At 50.2% G+C, this 14,911-nt stretch carries 14 protein-coding genes and 1 pseudogene; 8 read left to right on the top strand and 7 right to left on the bottom strand.

Annotated features, from left to right (window positions below):
- Positions 1-72: 72 nt before the first annotated feature.
- Positions 73-1,143 carry a DUF2333 family protein gene (locus CKO12_RS01325; protein ID WP_200152923.1) on the top strand — a complete coding sequence of 357 codons (1,071 nt, stop codon included), beginning with the start codon at positions 73-75 and terminating at the stop codon, positions 1,141-1,143.
- Between the two features lie 58 nt (positions 1,144-1,201).
- Here CKO12_RS01325 and CKO12_RS01320 read toward each other — a convergent pair.
- Both CKO12_RS01320 and cysC read right to left on the bottom strand, forming a co-directional pair.
- Positions 1,202-1,638 (bottom strand): annotated as a pseudogene (locus CKO12_RS01320) (DUF29 domain-containing protein).
- A 30-nt stretch (positions 1,639-1,668) separates the two neighbouring features.
- Positions 1,669-2,325 carry an adenylyl-sulfate kinase gene (cysC, locus tag CKO12_RS01315; protein ID WP_200152922.1) on the bottom strand — a complete coding sequence of 219 codons (657 nt, stop codon included), beginning with the start codon at positions 2,323-2,325 and terminating at the stop codon, positions 1,669-1,671.
- Between the two features lie 300 nt (positions 2,326-2,625).
- On the opposite strand from cysC, the gene CKO12_RS01310 reads away from it, so the two are divergent.
- The 5 genes from CKO12_RS01310 to CKO12_RS01290 all read left to right on the top strand — a co-directional run bounded on the left by CKO12_RS01310 (position 2,626) and on the right by CKO12_RS01290 (position 8,014).
- Positions 2,626-3,720, top strand: a complete 1,095-nt coding sequence (locus tag CKO12_RS01310; RefSeq protein WP_200152921.1) for a Re/Si-specific NAD(P)(+) transhydrogenase subunit alpha — start codon at positions 2,626-2,628, stop codon at positions 3,718-3,720.
- Between the two features lie 44 nt (positions 3,721-3,764).
- Positions 3,765-4,061: a proton-translocating transhydrogenase family protein gene (locus tag CKO12_RS01305; protein WP_200152920.1), complete on the top strand. Its 297-nt coding sequence runs from the start codon at positions 3,765-3,767 to the stop codon at positions 4,059-4,061.
- Positions 4,062-4,073: 12 nt separating this feature from the next.
- A complete protein-coding gene (locus CKO12_RS01300) occupies positions 4,074-5,474 on the top strand; it encodes an NAD(P)(+) transhydrogenase (Re/Si-specific) subunit beta (RefSeq protein ID WP_200152919.1) in 1,401 nt (466 codons plus the stop codon).
- A gap of 92 nt (positions 5,475-5,566) precedes the next feature.
- Positions 5,567-6,673, top strand: a complete 1,107-nt coding sequence (locus tag CKO12_RS01295) for an AI-2E family transporter (RefSeq protein ID WP_200152918.1) — start codon at positions 5,567-5,569, stop codon at positions 6,671-6,673.
- An 18-nt stretch (positions 6,674-6,691) separates the two neighbouring features.
- Entirely contained in the window at positions 6,692-8,014 is a 1,323-nt protein-coding gene (locus tag CKO12_RS01290) for a capsular polysaccharide export protein, LipB/KpsS family (protein WP_200152917.1), read from the top strand.
- Positions 8,015-8,170: 156 nt separating this feature from the next.
- On the opposite strand, the gene CKO12_RS01285 is transcribed toward CKO12_RS01290, so the two are convergent.
- The 5 genes from CKO12_RS01285 to glgC form a co-directional block, all read right to left on the bottom strand.
- A complete protein-coding gene (locus CKO12_RS01285) occupies positions 8,171-8,752 on the bottom strand; it encodes a PEP-CTERM sorting domain-containing protein (protein WP_200152916.1) in 582 nt (193 codons plus the stop codon).
- Positions 8,753-9,117: 365 nt separating this feature from the next.
- Positions 9,118-9,840, bottom strand: coding sequence for a tRNA (guanosine(46)-N7)-methyltransferase TrmB (gene trmB / locus CKO12_RS01280; protein WP_338032677.1), 723 nt, complete (start codon positions 9,838-9,840; stop codon positions 9,118-9,120).
- A 15-nt stretch (positions 9,841-9,855) separates the two neighbouring features.
- Entirely contained in the window at positions 9,856-10,653 is a 798-nt protein-coding gene (locus CKO12_RS01275; RefSeq protein ID WP_200152915.1) for a thiazole synthase, read from the bottom strand.
- A gap of 25 nt (positions 10,654-10,678) precedes the next feature.
- Positions 10,679-10,879 (bottom strand): sulfur carrier protein ThiS, encoded by a 201-nt coding sequence (gene thiS, locus CKO12_RS01270; RefSeq protein WP_200152914.1) that lies wholly within the window; start codon positions 10,877-10,879, stop codon positions 10,679-10,681.
- A gap of 31 nt (positions 10,880-10,910) precedes the next feature.
- Positions 10,911-12,182 (bottom strand): glucose-1-phosphate adenylyltransferase, encoded by a 1,272-nt coding sequence (gene glgC / locus CKO12_RS01265; protein WP_200152913.1) that lies wholly within the window; start codon positions 12,180-12,182, stop codon positions 10,911-10,913.
- A 135-nt stretch (positions 12,183-12,317) separates the two neighbouring features.
- Between glgC and glgB the strand changes: the two genes are divergently transcribed.
- Together glgB and CKO12_RS01255 are read left to right on the top strand one after the other, a co-directional pair.
- On the top strand, positions 12,318-14,588 hold the full coding sequence (glgB, locus tag CKO12_RS01260; protein ID WP_200152912.1) for a 1,4-alpha-glucan branching protein GlgB: 2,271 nt from the start codon (positions 12,318-12,320) through the stop codon (positions 14,586-14,588).
- Entirely contained in the window at positions 14,575-14,910 is a 336-nt protein-coding gene (locus tag CKO12_RS01255) for a DUF2288 domain-containing protein (protein WP_200152911.1), read from the top strand. Before glgB ends, CKO12_RS01255 begins: the two co-directional genes overlap by 14 nt.
- The last annotated feature ends 1 nt before the right edge of the window (position 14,911 follow it).

Raw genomic sequence — 14,911 nt, 5'->3', positions numbered from 1 at the left:
TCTGTAGCATCATCGCATTGTCACGATAATCCATGTACGATAACCATCTGGTATTTCACCTCGGAGCACACCATGAGCTTTTTATCTGTGAATAAGCAAGCCATCACGCAAAAGATAACGCATTTGATCGCACTATATGATCCGCGCCAATGGAAAGAAAAGGGATTGTGGTGGACGTTGGGATTGTTTATTGCAACCTATATCGTGGTTGTGATTGTACTTGGTGTTATTTGGTCGCGCTCACCCAGCAAATTTGATGTGCGTGACAATGCGCTGTCGTTATTGAATAACGATGAGACGCAATTGGTGACTGGCGCAGTGACGGCGGCAACTGCGATTCATATTGCTGAAACCTTATTAAATAAACCGGGCGGTTATTTAACCAACGATAAGACACCGCCCGGCATGTATTTAGATAACATTCCCAATTGGGAATTTGGGGCGCTGACTGAGCTGCGCGATTTAACAGATTCACTGCGTAACGATTTCAGTCGGGCGCAATCGCAATCGGTGGAAGATAAAGATTTACAGATTGCGCAACCGCAATTGAATTACAATTCTGATTCTTGGATTCTACCGTCAACTGAATCAGAATATCGCAAGGGATTAGAAGCGCTGCGGCGTTATCTGAAACGCTTAACCGATCAACAAGCATTTGATGGTCAATTCTTTGCCCGCGCTGATAATTTAGTTGCGTATTTGCAAGTTGCTGAGAAGCGTTTGGGCAATTTAGCGCAACGGCTATCGTATGCAGTAGGACAAGAACGCTTGAATACGAATTTAGCTGGTGATCGTAATGCGCGTCAATCAACGCCGACTCCTGAAAACACCCGTTCTAAAACACCTTGGATGCAGATTGATGACATCTTTTTTGAAGCGCGGGGCTATACCTGGGCATTGCTGCATACATTGCAAGCATTAGAAGTTGATTTTGAAGTGGTATTAAAAGACAAGAATGCGTTGGTATCGCTGAAACAAATCGCCCGCGAATTACAGAACACTCAAAACCCTATTTGGAGTCCGATGATTTTGAATGGTACGGGTTTTGGCCCAATGGGTAATCATTCGCTGGTCATGGCGTCTTATATTTCCCGCGCCAATGCCGCAATTGGTGATTTACGCGCTCTATTGCAACAGGGTTAATTGAGTTGCTAAAACTGCTCCGTTGTTTTAGCAGCGGAGCAGTGATTAAAAACACCGATTATTCCACTATTGCTTCTGGCCAAAAATCGCTCAGAGTGTGTTCCCAAGTGAAAGGATTCACCATTGGAAAAACTGCTTCAGGAAGTCCAGTTTCACGGCGAGCAATGAAACGCGCATCGCTATAAGCATCGTCAGCAATTTCTGCTAACTGCGCTTCAAGGCTGGGATTTTTTCTCAACAAGCGGGCAATGCGCTGGCGCTGTTCTTTAATCGTGGTTTCCCAACTCGCACCGCGTTGCACGGATTGATAACGCCACTTTAAGAGATGTGCGAATAGCACACCTAAGCAATTTTCCAATTCCCGCGCAGTGTTGGCACCCATACAAGTTCCTCGGCAATTTGCGCAGTATCAAGTCCTTCAAAACGCCCAGCGCGAATGAGTGCCGCAGTGTCTAATAACCAAGCATAATGGTCATGTTGGTCAGCACTTGCCATCTTCAGCCATCCTCTTCAATAGTGAATATTTTAATTCTGAATGATGCCCTGCGTTTGCAGATACGCCATCACCGTAGCAGCCAACAATTCTGGCGCTTGTTCATCTGCATTCAACGTTAATTCTGGTATCAATGGCGTTTCATAAGGATCATCAATGCCAGTAAAGCCTTTTAATTCACCCGCCCGCGCTTTTTTGTATAACCCTTTGGGATCGCGGCGTTCACAGACTGCCAATGGCGTATCAATAAACACCTCAATAAAATCACCGGACGGCATGGCGTGCCGAATTAAATCCCGATCCCGTCGATAAGGGCTAATAAATGCGGTGATGACAATCAAACCCGCTTCTGCAAACAATTGTGCCACTGCACCAATGCGGCGGATATTTTCCTCGCGGTCAATTGCAGAAAAACCCAGCCCAAAGCGTTGTGCAAATTCATCGCCATGTATTGCGCGTAACAGATTCGGAGCAGCATTTAACGTATGGCGCACATTGTCGCCATCTAATACGGCACTGTGAATACCGCGCTCACATAACGCCAGATCAAGATGATTGGCAATGGTGCTTTTTCCAGAACCACTTAAACCGGTTAACCAAATCACGCAGCCTTTATGTCCATATTGCGTTTCACGGTGTGAACGCGACACCTGCTGCTGGTGCCAAGTGAGTTCAATCTCATTACTCATGTGTTTTTCTCATAGCGTATTGGATACTGCATTATCAATAACCTTGCCGGATTTTACTGAATACGTCAAGCAGTTAAAATGGTTGCTTTTCAGTGCGCCATGTTTTACGCTATTCTTTAGCATTATTACCAAACGCGCTACAGTACATAGCAGCTTCAATTTTGTGTTTTTTATTACCATCGTTTTCGCCATTATCGCTATTAACGACGCATTCAGTTGCGAGCAACGGCGAGCGCCCCTGATAATGAACCGATTTCGCCGCTTGTCGGTGGCGATACTGCACCTAAGGATGTTGCTCAGATGAATATCGGAATTCCCCGCGAAACGCTGTCTGGTGAGACGCGAGTGGCGATGACGCCAGAAATCGCTAAGAAATTGATTGGTAAAGGGTTTACTGTGCAGATTGAAGCCGGAGCGGGCGTCCGCGCTGGGTATCCTGACGCGGATTATGCCCAAGTTGGCGCACAGTTGACCGACCGCGCTGGCGCATATGACGTTGATTTAGTGCTAAAAGTTCGTCGCCCGACGGCGGATGAGGTCGCGGCAATGCGCGACGGTGGGCTGTTTATCGGGCTGCTGGAAACCTGCGGCGCAGATGAGATTTTGACGGCAATGTTGACCAAAAACCTGCGCGTTCTCGGCATGGAACGGATGCCGCGCACCTCGCGGGCACAGTCGATGGACGCGCTGTCGTCGCAAAGCAATCTCGCCGGTTATCGGGCGACGTTGGAGGCGGCGACGCGCTACGGGCGCTTTTTTCCGATGATGATGACCTCGGCCGGCGCGGCAAAACCGGCGCGGGTGGTGGTTTTGGGCGCAGGTGTCGCCGGTTTGCAGGCGATTGCGACGGCGCGACGCTTGGGCGCGGATGTCTATGCCTATGATGTGCGACCGGAAACTGCCGAGCAGATTCGCTCGCTCGGGGCGAAACCGATCACGCTGAATCTGGGCGAAAGTGGCGCGGGTGAAGGCGGTTATGCGCGTGAATTGTCAGCAGAAGCCAAGGTTATTCAACAGCTTGCGCTCGGTGACGAGCTGGCGAAAGCGCACGTCATCATCACTACCGCGCTGATTCCGTGCCGTCCCGCGCCGGTCTTGGTGACGGCGGCAGTGGTTGAGCGGATGCGTCCCGGTTCAGTCATTATTGATTTAGCGGCGGCAAATGGCGGCAATTGTCCATTAACGGTAGCCAATGAAGTGATAGAACATCGCGGTGTGACCATTGTAGGAATTACCAATTTTCCTGCCTTAGTTCCAGCAGATGCCAGTGCTTTTTATGCCCGCAATCTGTTTAATCTCATTGAGATAATGTTCCAAACAGATAGCGCCAAACCGCAATTAAAAGAGTTAATGCAGGACGACATCACTGCGGCGATGTTAATCACTGCTGCATAACGATTCAAGTCCTTTTTTCTGCCACCTGTTTCAAGGAATTCTTCATGCCAGAAATGATTGATCCCTCAATTATTGCGTTATATGTATTCGTACTCGCCTGTTTTATTGGTTATTGGGTGGTGTGGGGCGTCACTCCCTCGCTGCACACGCCACTGGTCGCATTAACAAACGCCATTTCCGGCATCGTATTGATTGGTGCTCTTTTAGTTGCTGGTGATCCGAATGCAGGGATTTTAGTGCAACTGATTGGTTTTATTGCGGTATTACTGGCATCAATCAACGTTTTTGGCGGCTTTCTGGTCACGCACCGGATGCTCTCCATGTTCAAAAAGAAAAAGTAAGGATTGCGCATCATGGAATTCACCGTTAATCATCAGGCGCTGGCGTATTTAGTCGCTGCCGTGCTGTTTATTTTAGGCTTAAAAGGCTTAACACACCCGTCAACGGCGCGGCGCGGCAATCTATACGCCATGCTCGGAATGTTGCTTGCTATTGTTGCGACCTTATTAGGGCGCGATGTTCAAGCGTATGGATTTATTATTGCGGGAATTGCCGGTGGCGCAGTCATTGGCGTTATTGTCGCGCTGCGCATTCAAATGACCGCGATGCCGCAATTGGTCGCCGCACTGCATAGCTTTGTAGGTTTAGCAGCGGTATTGGTTGGTATTGGCACCTTTTTACACAAACAAGACGCCGGCTTACTCAATGCAGTGTTAATGGGCGAGATTTCTGCGGGCGTGGTCATTGGCGCGATTACTTTCACCGGCTCCATTATTGCATTCGGTAAATTGCAAGGCTTACTCACTGGCGCACCAGTGAAATTTGCGGGGCAACATCTATTAAATGCGGTATTAGCATTGGCAACGATTGCGCTGGCAGTGTATTTCGCCATGAGTGGCAGTATTTTGGCGCTGCTGTTAATGACGATGCTGGCATTAACGCTCGGCGTCACCCTGATTATTCCGATTGGTGGCGCGGATATGCCAGTGATTATTTCCATGCTCAACAGCTATTCAGGCTGGGCAGCAGCAGCAACTGGCTTTACCTTGCACAATGACCTGTTAATTATTATCGGCGCATTAGTGGGCTGCTCCGGTGCAATTCTGTCATTCATTATGTGTAAAGCGATGAATCGCTCGATTATCAATGTCGTGTTTGGCGGCTTTGGTTCTGATGGTAATAGCGGTGCCAGTGCGGGAGCGCAAGCCGCAGAAAAGGGCGTTAAATCCGCTGCAATTGAAGATGCTGTGTATTGGATGGAAGATGCGAATCGCGTGATTATTGTGCCCGGTTATGGCATGGCGGTTGCGCAAGCACAGCATTCATTAAAAGAATTGATGGAATTGTTAGAAGCGCGAGGCGTTGAGGTCAAGTTTGCAATTCATCCGGTAGCGGGACGAATGCCCGGACACATGAACGTATTATTGGCAGAAGCGGATATTCCTTATGACCGCGTGTTGGAAATGGATGAGATCAATCCTGAATTCCCCAGCACTGATGTGGTCTTAGTTGTTGGTGCGAATGATGTTGTGAATCCGGCTGCAAAAGAAGATAAAAGCAGCCCAATTTATGGAATGCCAATTTTAGAAGCAGGGCGAGCGCGGCAGGTGTATTTTCTCAAGCGGTCGATGCGTCCCGGCTATTCTGGCGTGGATAATTTGCTGTTTTATCAAGATAATACGTCACTGGTGTTTGGCGATGCAAAAGATACCATTGATGGAATGAATAACGCGCTAAAAGGTAGTGGGCATTAACTGCTCATCAGTGTTATTGAATACTGTATCGCTGCTGTTGACGTTTGAATGCGCGGCAGCAGCGGTAACACAGCACAATTTGCGGATGCTTTATGACACAAGACGCCATTAACAAATCCGTTGTTTTAATGATGGCGCTGGGCATTTCGGCGCTATTTTTTACCATGATTCAGCAGTTTTTAATGGCGCTGTTTCTGGCTGGTTTATTTAGTGCTTTAGCGCATCCACTGTTTCTGCGCTTCACGCTATTATTAAAAGGACGGAGGCGTTTCGCTTCATTAGCGACAATCCTTGTGATTGCGGTTGTGATTTTAATTCCCTTGATTCTGTTAATTGGGGTTTTAATCGGGCAGGCGCTGGATGTGAGTCAAATGATTACGCTGTGGTTCCGCGATCTGGTCAGCGATCCGGTGCGACTTGATGCGTATTTGCAGCGCATTCCGTTTTATGAAGAATTGCGGATCAATCAAACGCAAGTGATTCAACAAGCTGGATCATTAGCAACGGTAATGAGTCGCTTGTTGGTGGAGTGGGTGTCTTCGGTGACTTTGGGCACCGCTAACTTTATTTTTATGGGCTTTGTCTTTTTGTATAGCATGTATTTTTTACAAATGGACGGCATTCAGTTAGTGGAAAAATTTCTGTATTATTTGCCGCTAAAAACTTCTGAAGAACGCATGATGTTAGCGAAGTTTACTTCGGTGACTCGCGCCACCTTAAAAGGATCGTTGTTGATTGGATTGTTGCAAGGGGCGTTAGCAGGAATTGCGTTTGCAGTGGCGGGAATTCCTAATTCGGTATTTTGGGGATCAGTGATGGCGTTATTAGCGGCGATTCCCAACGTGGGTGCCGCTTTGGTGTGGATTCCAGCTTTTATTATTTTATTCGTGCAGGGACATTGGGCGACGGGAATTAGTTTGGCATTATTTTGTGGATTAGTCGTTGGCAGTTTGGATAACGTGCTGCGTCCAATTTTAGTTGGTAAAGATACGCGAATGCACGAGCTGTTGATTTTTTTAAGTAGTTTGGGCGGTATTGTGATGTTTGGCTTGCCGGGTATTTTTATTGGGCCTGTGATTGCTTCGTTGTTTATTTCATTGTGGGAAATGTACGGCATCGAGTTTGCCGAATTTTTACCAGCGGTGCATTCCATAGAAGACGATTCAGTGCCCACTGTTGATAACGCTGAATCTCAATAAAGATCGGACTGAGCACCCGTGAAAACTATCGCGTTCATTGATCCAGGACCGCAACTGGTGCAATTTCTGGTCGCAGTGGCGGCGCAATTAACGCCAGAATATCGCGCATTGTTTTTTTCGCGTCATCCTAAAAGCCGCAGCCTGCTGCGACAATTAAACATTCCAGTTGTTCCGCAATCTGCTTTCATTGCGCCTTTTCAAAAAAAAGCACCGCTTTTCAAAAAGTCCCCGCGTGTCAAAAAAGAATTCCACTTTGATTCCGAGTATTTACTCACGCAATTACGCGCCAGCAGTGAACGGGCGCTGGTGCAAACCCGAGCGCCAGCCGTGACGCAATTGGCAAACGCGCTGGCTGACTGTCTCGCCACCGCCCAACCGACAGCTATTTTTCTGTGGAATGGCTCCGGTTTGGCGGCGGCGCTGGCGCAACAGTGGGCACACCAACACAACATCCCGCTGTTATTTGCTGAAAACGGCTATTTGCCGCACACGTTGCAACTCGATCCGATGGGCGTGAATGCTTTTTCATCGCTTAATACTTTGAATTTAACCGACATCGCCGCTCGCACCTATTCCGCTGCGCAAGAACAGGAATTTGCCGCCATGCTGACCGACTATCGCGCCGGTCGCGCTACGCCGGTCGCACCGCCACCGCGCTTGCGTCCGTCGCTGCTGGCGTATCTCCAGCAAGGGTGGCGCGATTGGTGGCAGCGCCCGCGTCGTCGTCGGATCAATCGCCGCATTGGGGACACGCAGCCGCAGGTGCCGGAGCGTTTTGTGCTGTTTCCGCTGCAAGTCGTCGCCGACAGCCAATTGACGCTGCACTCGCCGCTGTACGGCAACCAGCTCGCGGTGGCGATTGCGGAATTCGAAATGGCGCTGCGGGAGGTGGATCCGACGCTGGCGCTGGTGGTCAAGCTGCATCCGGCGGATCGGAAAAAAACCGATTACGACGCGGTGGCGACCGCGCATCCGGCGCTTGTTTGGGTGAGCAGTGGCGATGTGCGTCCGCTGCTGGCGCGAGCGCAAGGCGTGGTGACGATCAATTCGACCGTTGGCGTGGAGGCGCTGCTGTTTGGCAAGCCGGTGGTGACGCTGGGCAACAATTTTTACTGCCGCGAGGAGCTGGTCTATCCGGTGCGCAGTCGCGCCGAGCTGGTGCCGCAGCTCCGGCGGGCGTTGACCCAACCGCCAAACCGCATCTTAATTGGGCAATATCTGCGTTATCTGTATTTCCACGCGCTGGTGCGAGGGCATTGGCGCGATCATGCGCCGGAGTCGGTCGGCGCACTGGCGCAGCGGGTGCGCGATGTGATCGCTGCGGCTGAAACAAGTTGTTAGTTTTTAGTAAGAAACAGCGTTGTGACTGACAACTAAATCAATAGTTTGTATCGCAACCGTGTCATTCCTAAACATTTGATGATTCAGATCACGCTTTTCTAGCAGACAAAAAAACAGCGCGTCGCCGCGCTGTATATTGCTAAAAGTGAATAACGGTTATTTGGCGCGGCGGGAAAAGCCAAAGCCCAATAAACCCAAACCTAATAATGCAAAAGTACCGGGCTCTGGAACGGAGGTGCTCACATTGCTAAATACAAACACATGGTCATTATAATCACCTTGCGCTACGTTAGGCTGATCCTCAAAACCTATCAAGGTTCCAGCCGGAATAATGCCATCACCAGCGAAGCTGGTTGAATAGATGTGATTCAAACCGTCAACATTCATTGACATGTCAGAATACCAACTTCCTACACTATACCAATTGGTATTTAGTCTAAAAACCAGCGTATCTCCAGCAGTGACGTCACCAAAAAGGATGGAATCACCAATAGTGCTGGTCTGGTTGGGTAAACCAGTTGCACCAAGTTGAACTCCGTTCACTAATAGACTAATAGTGCTACTCGCTTGCGCTTCACTAAAATAAAAATAGGCGGAGATAGCGCCAGTAGTGGTTGCTGTGAAGTTGTAATCTACGTTGTTATATGTGCCCGGATTAGGATAGGAAATACTCGCAGCCACGCTACCGCTTGCAACAATACCCGCACAAAGAACTAATGCAGAAAAAATCTTGTTCATGGTCAATACCTTAAATTGGAAAGTGAGTGATACGAGTTATTTCGTACAAAAGCACAAGAGCAATTTGTTTGCCAAAAATAAAATATCTACTTTATCAACTGGTTATGCCGTTTTGCTGGGTGCGTGATATGTCACTGTAAATAATTCCAACACTTGCCTGAAGCAGTTTGCAGTTAAATTCAATATAAACAGTCAGTTATATTAGAAGGCGTTGTAAAGGTTACACGACGCTTCCGTGTACAAAAATTGCGAATTTTTCAGTGCGTTAGCACTATTTTAGTTGTTAAATGAGTGAGTTACGGCACAATAGCGTGTCACGAGTAGCTGTAAAAAAACCTGACACCGCCACGCCATCACCTAAACAATCATCCCGTTACCTGCACCAGCCGCCGCCGAAAAATTACATCGCGCACCGGATGACCGAGCCGCTCGCCGCGTTGCTCAAAGCGCGTCAACGGACGCGACGACGGACGCGGTGCAAAATGCCCCGCGCCAGCCGTGTTTTCAAACCACAACGCCGCTGCATCAAGCGTTTCCAACATCTGCGCCGCATAAGGCTCCCAATCGGTCGCAGCGTGAAAAATACCTCCAGATTCCAGCACTTGCGCCAGCACTGCCACCAACTGCGGGCTGAGAATCCGCCGTTTATGGTGCCGCCGTTTCGGCCACGGATCAGGAAAAAACAGTTGCACCGCCGCCACACTCGCCGGCGCAATGCCTTCACTGAGCACCGCCACCGCGTCGTGGCGCAGCACCCGCAGATTGCGCAAGCCCAACCGCTCAATCTCCAGCAATACATGCCCAATTCCAGGACGATGCACCTCAATTCCCAGCCAATTGCGCTCCGGTGCCGCCGCCGCCATCGCCGCCAGCGACTCGCCGTTCCCAAAACCGATCTCCACCGTCACCGGCTGCGCGTGCTCAAACAGCGTCGTCCAATCCAGCACCTTGCCGGGCGTCCACTCCACGCCAAAGCGCGACCACAGTTCCCGAAAAGCGCGTTCTTGCGCGACGGTCAAGCGCCCTTCCCGCAGCACAAAACTGCGGATCGGACGCGGATGCAACGGAGTGGAATCAGCAGAAGTCACTGGCAGCTCAAGCACTTAAAAAAACAAACCGTCAACTGGCGACGACGCCGAAGCAAAGCGTTTGGCAGGCATCCGTCCGGCTAAATACGCCTCGCGCCCAGCTTCAATCGCTTTGCGCATCGCACTCGCCATCAACACCGGATGTTTTGCTGCCGCAATCGCGGTATTCATCAACACCCCGTCGCAGCCCAATTCCATTGCAATTGCCGCATCCGACGCCGTGCCCACGCCCGCATCAACCAGCACCGGCACCTTGGCATTTTCAACAATGGTGCGGATATTCAACGGGTTACGAATGCCCAGCCCCGACCCAATCGGCGCTGCCAGCGGCATAATCACGATGCAGCCAATCGCCTCCAATTCGCGGGCAATAATCGGATCATCGTTGGTGTAAACCATGATGTTAAACCCATCATTCACCAACACCTCAGCGGCTTTCAGCGTCGCAATCACGTCTGGAAACAACGTCTTCTCATCGCCGAGCACCTCCAGCTTGACGAGGTTGTGCCCATCGAGCAGCTCCCGCGCCAGCCGACACGTGCGAATCGCCGTCTCCGCGTCATAACAGCCCGCCGTGTTCGGCAAAATCGTGTACCGCTCCGGCGGCAGCACGTCGAGAATGTTCGGCTCGCCGGGCGTTTGCCCGATATTGGTACGGCGCACCGCGATGGTGACGATTTCCGCGCCGCTCGCAGCAATCGCCCGCGCCGTCTCGTCCATATCCTTATATTTGCCGGTGCCGACCAACAGCCGCGAATGATAGGTTTTGCCAGCAATCGTCAATAAATCAGTAGTTTGCATCTCAATAGTCATCGCTTAATTCAGTGGTAAAAAAATCTCAGCCGCCGCCAACCGCGTGAATAATCTCCACCCGATCGTCGGGCGCAAGCTGATAGTGAGCAAAGGTGCTGCGTGGCACCAGCTCGGCATTCACTTCGACTGCCAGCCGCTGTCCAGTCAGCGCCAAATGCGCAATAAGATCGGCAAGAAAGCACTGTTCTGCGACCTCAGTTGGAATTCCATTCAGCACAATGTTCATTATTAAATCACGCCGTCAATAACAATTGAAATTAGCGCACATGATTGGCATCTTGTCCGAGCATTTCTGGCGTGACTAATGTGACGCCACCCTCGCTGACATAAAAACCTGCTGCGCGATCCTCATCAGAATCAAAACCAATTTGAGTACCTTCAGCGAGCCGACAATAGCGATCAATAATCGCATTATGCACGATGCAATTGCGCCCAATCACCACATCCGGCAGGATAACTGAATCCGACACGCAGGCAAAAGAATTGACGCGGACATTGGAAAAGAGCAGCGAATGGCGCACGGTAGCACCAGAAATCACGCAGCCACCAGAGACCATTGAATCCACCGCCATTCCCCGTCGATCAATATCATCAAACACAAATTTTGCCGGTGGCAATTGCTCTTGATACGTCCAGATTGGCCAATTCTTATCGTACAAATTGAGCGGTGGCGTGACGCCTATTAATTCCAAATTCGCTTCCCAAAACGCATCCACCGTACCGACATCACGCCAATACGCAGCATCGCCACTGCGCGGATCGCGGAAGGTGTACGCCATCACGCGATGATCTGCCAAAATGCCGGGAATGATGTCTTTGCCGAAATCGTGACTGGAATCTGCAATCGCTGCATCTTTATTCAATTGCGCAAATAAAAATTCACGATTAAACACATAAATTCCCATTGACGCGAGACAGCGATTCGGTTGTCCGGGCAGCGTTTCTGGATCGCTGGGTTTTTCTACAAATCGCTGCACCCGATGCAGCGCATCTACTGCCATCACGCCGAATTCATTAGCGCGTTCAACATCCACTTGAATACAGCCAACCGTCATCTCTGCGCCGCTTTCAACGTGATAAGCGATCATCGCGCCATAGTCCATTTTATAAATGTGATCGCCAGCAAGAATTAACACATATTCGGGGCTGTGATCGCGGATGATGTCTAAATTCTGAAAGACCGCATCGGCAGTGCCGGAATACCACGCCGTTTCTGCAACGCGCTGTTGTGCGGGCCATAATTCCACAAATTCGCCGAATTCACCGCGCAAAAATCCCCATCCTTTTTGAATATGCAGAATGAGTGAATGCGCTTTGTATTGCGTAATGACACCAATTTGGCGAATGCCAGAATTCAAACAATTGGATAACGGAAAATCAACAATGCGAAATTTTCCGCCAAAAGGTACCGCCGGCTTGGCACGCCACGCAGTGAGATGTTTTAACCGCGACCCGCGTCCACCGGCGAGAATTAAGGCGAGGGTATCGCGGGTGAGGCGACTGACAAATCTCGGATGAGAATGGGGCATAGCGTTTCCTGCTCGTTATCGTCGAGTCCGCGTGAGAATGATCGACTTGTCGGATCAATGCTAACATTAAGCCACTTGCAACCCTTGCATCTGTGGATCACAGGTTGCGTCAAATTCGTACAGGTATGAACCCTTATGGCACTCGCTTCCAGCTCTGCATCACGACTCCCAGAACCTCTGTTGCGCATTATCGAGGCGCGTCATTATGACCCATTTGAGGTTTTGGGGCGGCACGTCACCGACAAGCACGCCATCGTGCGTGCCTTTTTGCCGCTGGCGGAAAGCGCCACCCTCGTGGAAGCCAAAGCGCCCTTCACCCGCATCGACGGCACCGATTTTTTCATCTGGGAAGGCGATGCCGCGCTGGTGCCCGCACGGTATCGCATTGCATGGCAAGACGCCGCTGGCAATGAACATTGCACCTATGATCCCTATTGTTTTCCGCTGCAATTAGAAGATTTTGATCTCCATTTATTCGGTGAAGGTCGTCATTGGCACGCCTATCGTTTTCTCGGTTCGCATTTGCGCACAGTCGAAGGAATTACCGGCGTGCAATTCGGCGTTTGGGCACCGAATGCCGAGCGCGTGAGCGTCGTTGGTGATTTTAATAATTGGGATGGACGCGCACATCCAATGCGCGTGCGCGGTGGCGCTGGCGTGTGGGAATTATTCATTCCCGGCTTAGAAACTGGCGGCTTTTATAAATACGAAATTCGGGATCGCGCCACCAACATTCACATTAAAATTGATCCGTATGCGCAGGCATTTCAAGAACGCCCGCAAACTGCCGGCTTAATTTGTCCCGCCACAACCTTTGAATGGACTGATGCGAAATGGCTGCAAGCCCGCGCAGAATCCAATTGGCAACATCAAGCCTTTTCCGTCTATGAAGTGCATCTCGGCTCATGGCAACGCGACGCTGATGGCAACTTTTTGAATTATCGCGTATTGGCAAAACAACTCGGCGATTACGTCACCGAATTGGGCTTCACGCACATTGAACTCTTGCCAATTACCGAGCATCCATTAGACGCTTCTTGGGGCTATCAATGCACCGGTTATTTCGCACCGAGTGCGCGGTTTGGTACTCCTGATGATTTCCGCTTTTTCGTTGATTATCTGCATGAACAAGGAATTGGCGTCTTATTGGATTGGGTGCCCGCGCATTTCCCCAAAGATGCGTATGCGTTAGCGCGGTTTGATGGCACTGCGTTATATGAACATGCCGATCCGCGTATGGGCGAGCACAAAGATTGGGGCACCTTAATTTTTAATTTCGGTCGCAATGAAGTGAAAAACTTCCTGCTGTCTAGCGCCCTGTATTGGCTGGATGAATTCCATTTGGATGGGCTGCGCGTCGATGCAGTGGCGTCCATGTTGTATCTTGATTATTCGCGCAACGCTGGCGAATGGATTCCGAATAAATACGGCGGCAATGAAAATTTAGAAGCGGTCGATTTCATTCGTCAATTAAATATGGTGACGCATGAACAGCACCCCGGTACGCTGATGATTGCTGAAGAATCAACTGCTTGGCCAGCAGTATCGCGCCCCACCTATCTCGGCGGTTTGGGGTTTAGTATGAAATGGAACATGGGCTGGATGCACGATACGTTATCGTATATGCAGAAAGACCCTATTTATCGTCATTTCCACCATGATTTATTAACCTTTGGTTTGCTATACGCCTTCACTGAGAACTTTGTGCTGCCGTTCTCGCATGATGAAGTGGTGCATGGCAAGAAATCCATGCTGGATAAAATGCCCGGCGATGGCTGGCAAAAATTCGCCAGCTTGCGCTTGCTCTATACCGTGATGTTTAGCTATCCCGGCAAAAAACTCCTATTCCAAGGCTGTGAGTTTGGACAGGGTTCTGAATGGGATTTTTCTGCCGCGTTGGATTGGGAGTTATTAGAGCGCCCACAACATCTGGGCTTAAAAACGCTGGTGTCTGATTTGAATCGCTTACATCGGGATTTGCCTGCACTGCATGAATTGGATTTTGATCCCTCTGGATTTGAGTGGATTGATTGCCATGACAGTTCGCAGTCGGTATTGAGTTATATCCGCAAAAATAAGGCTGGTGATGAAATCATTGCCTGTGCGTTTAATTTTACGCCGGTGCCGCGCAATAATTATCGCATTGGCGTTCCTGAACCCGGTTTTTATCGGGAAGCAATGAATTCAGATGCGGAAATCTATGGCGGCAGCAATGTCGGCAATCAAGGTGGCGTCAATTCGGAGCCAATGAGTTGGATGGGGCGTCCGCATTCCATTCCAATTGCACTGCCGCCATTGGGTGGTTTGATTATGGTGTATGCGCCGAATGAAGCGCCGCTGCCCGCTGCTGCCGAGGTTGCGCTTGCTGCGCCAGCAATTGATGAACTGAGCGATGACGACGCTTGAGCGCACGACTTTTGCGCCAACTGAGGCGCTGTACCTGAGTTTGAATCAGGAAGCAGCGCCGCTGGCGTGGTGCGAGTTGCAACGGTTTTTTGCGCAAGGGCGGGTGCTGTGGGTCAGCGAAACGCTTGATTTTATTGCAGTTGCCGCGTTGATCGCGCAGGACGATGTCGCACAGATCGCAGCCCTGACTGCCAACGGAACGCTGGTGCCAGTGTCCGATCAGCAGGCGCGGCAATGGTTGGCGACCGAGGCGCAACTGTGGACGGTGGTCGTTAAGCCTTGGATTTTAGTGCAGGAAATATCTTTGCAATCAGTGAGATAAG

It is taken from the genome of Chromatium okenii (assembly GCF_016583745.1).
Classification (GTDB): domain Bacteria; phylum Pseudomonadota; class Gammaproteobacteria; order Chromatiales; family Chromatiaceae; genus Chromatium; species Chromatium okenii.
This window is presented reverse-complemented; position numbering and strand designations above follow the sequence as displayed.

Excerpts from the sequence above, each read along its gene's own strand:
- CKO12_RS01325 (WP_200152923.1), top strand. The coding sequence starts at position 73 with ATGAGCTTTTTATCTGTGAATAAGCAAGCCATCACGCAAAAGATAACG.
- cysC (WP_200152922.1), bottom strand. The coding sequence starts at position 2,325 with ATGAGTAATGAGATTGAACTCACTTGGCACCAGCAGCAGGTGTCGCGT.
- CKO12_RS01310 (WP_200152921.1), top strand. The coding sequence starts at position 2,626 with ATGAATATCGGAATTCCCCGCGAAACGCTGTCTGGTGAGACGCGAGTG.
- CKO12_RS01305 (WP_200152920.1), top strand. The coding sequence starts at position 3,765 with ATGCCAGAAATGATTGATCCCTCAATTATTGCGTTATATGTATTCGTA.
- CKO12_RS01300 (WP_200152919.1), top strand. The coding sequence starts at position 4,074 with ATGGAATTCACCGTTAATCATCAGGCGCTGGCGTATTTAGTCGCTGCC.
- CKO12_RS01295 (WP_200152918.1), top strand. The coding sequence starts at position 5,567 with ATGACACAAGACGCCATTAACAAATCCGTTGTTTTAATGATGGCGCTG.
- CKO12_RS01285 (WP_200152916.1), bottom strand. The coding sequence starts at position 8,752 with ATGAACAAGATTTTTTCTGCATTAGTTCTTTGTGCGGGTATTGTTGCA.
- CKO12_RS01275 (WP_200152915.1), bottom strand. The coding sequence starts at position 10,653 with ATGACTATTGAGATGCAAACTACTGATTTATTGACGATTGCTGGCAAA.
- thiS (WP_200152914.1), bottom strand. The coding sequence starts at position 10,879 with ATGAACATTGTGCTGAATGGAATTCCAACTGAGGTCGCAGAACAGTGC.
- glgC (WP_200152913.1), bottom strand. The coding sequence starts at position 12,182 with ATGCCCCATTCTCATCCGAGATTTGTCAGTCGCCTCACCCGCGATACC.
- glgB (WP_200152912.1), top strand. The coding sequence starts at position 12,318 with ATGGCACTCGCTTCCAGCTCTGCATCACGACTCCCAGAACCTCTGTTG.
- CKO12_RS01255 (WP_200152911.1), top strand. The coding sequence starts at position 14,575 with ATGACGACGCTTGAGCGCACGACTTTTGCGCCAACTGAGGCGCTGTAC.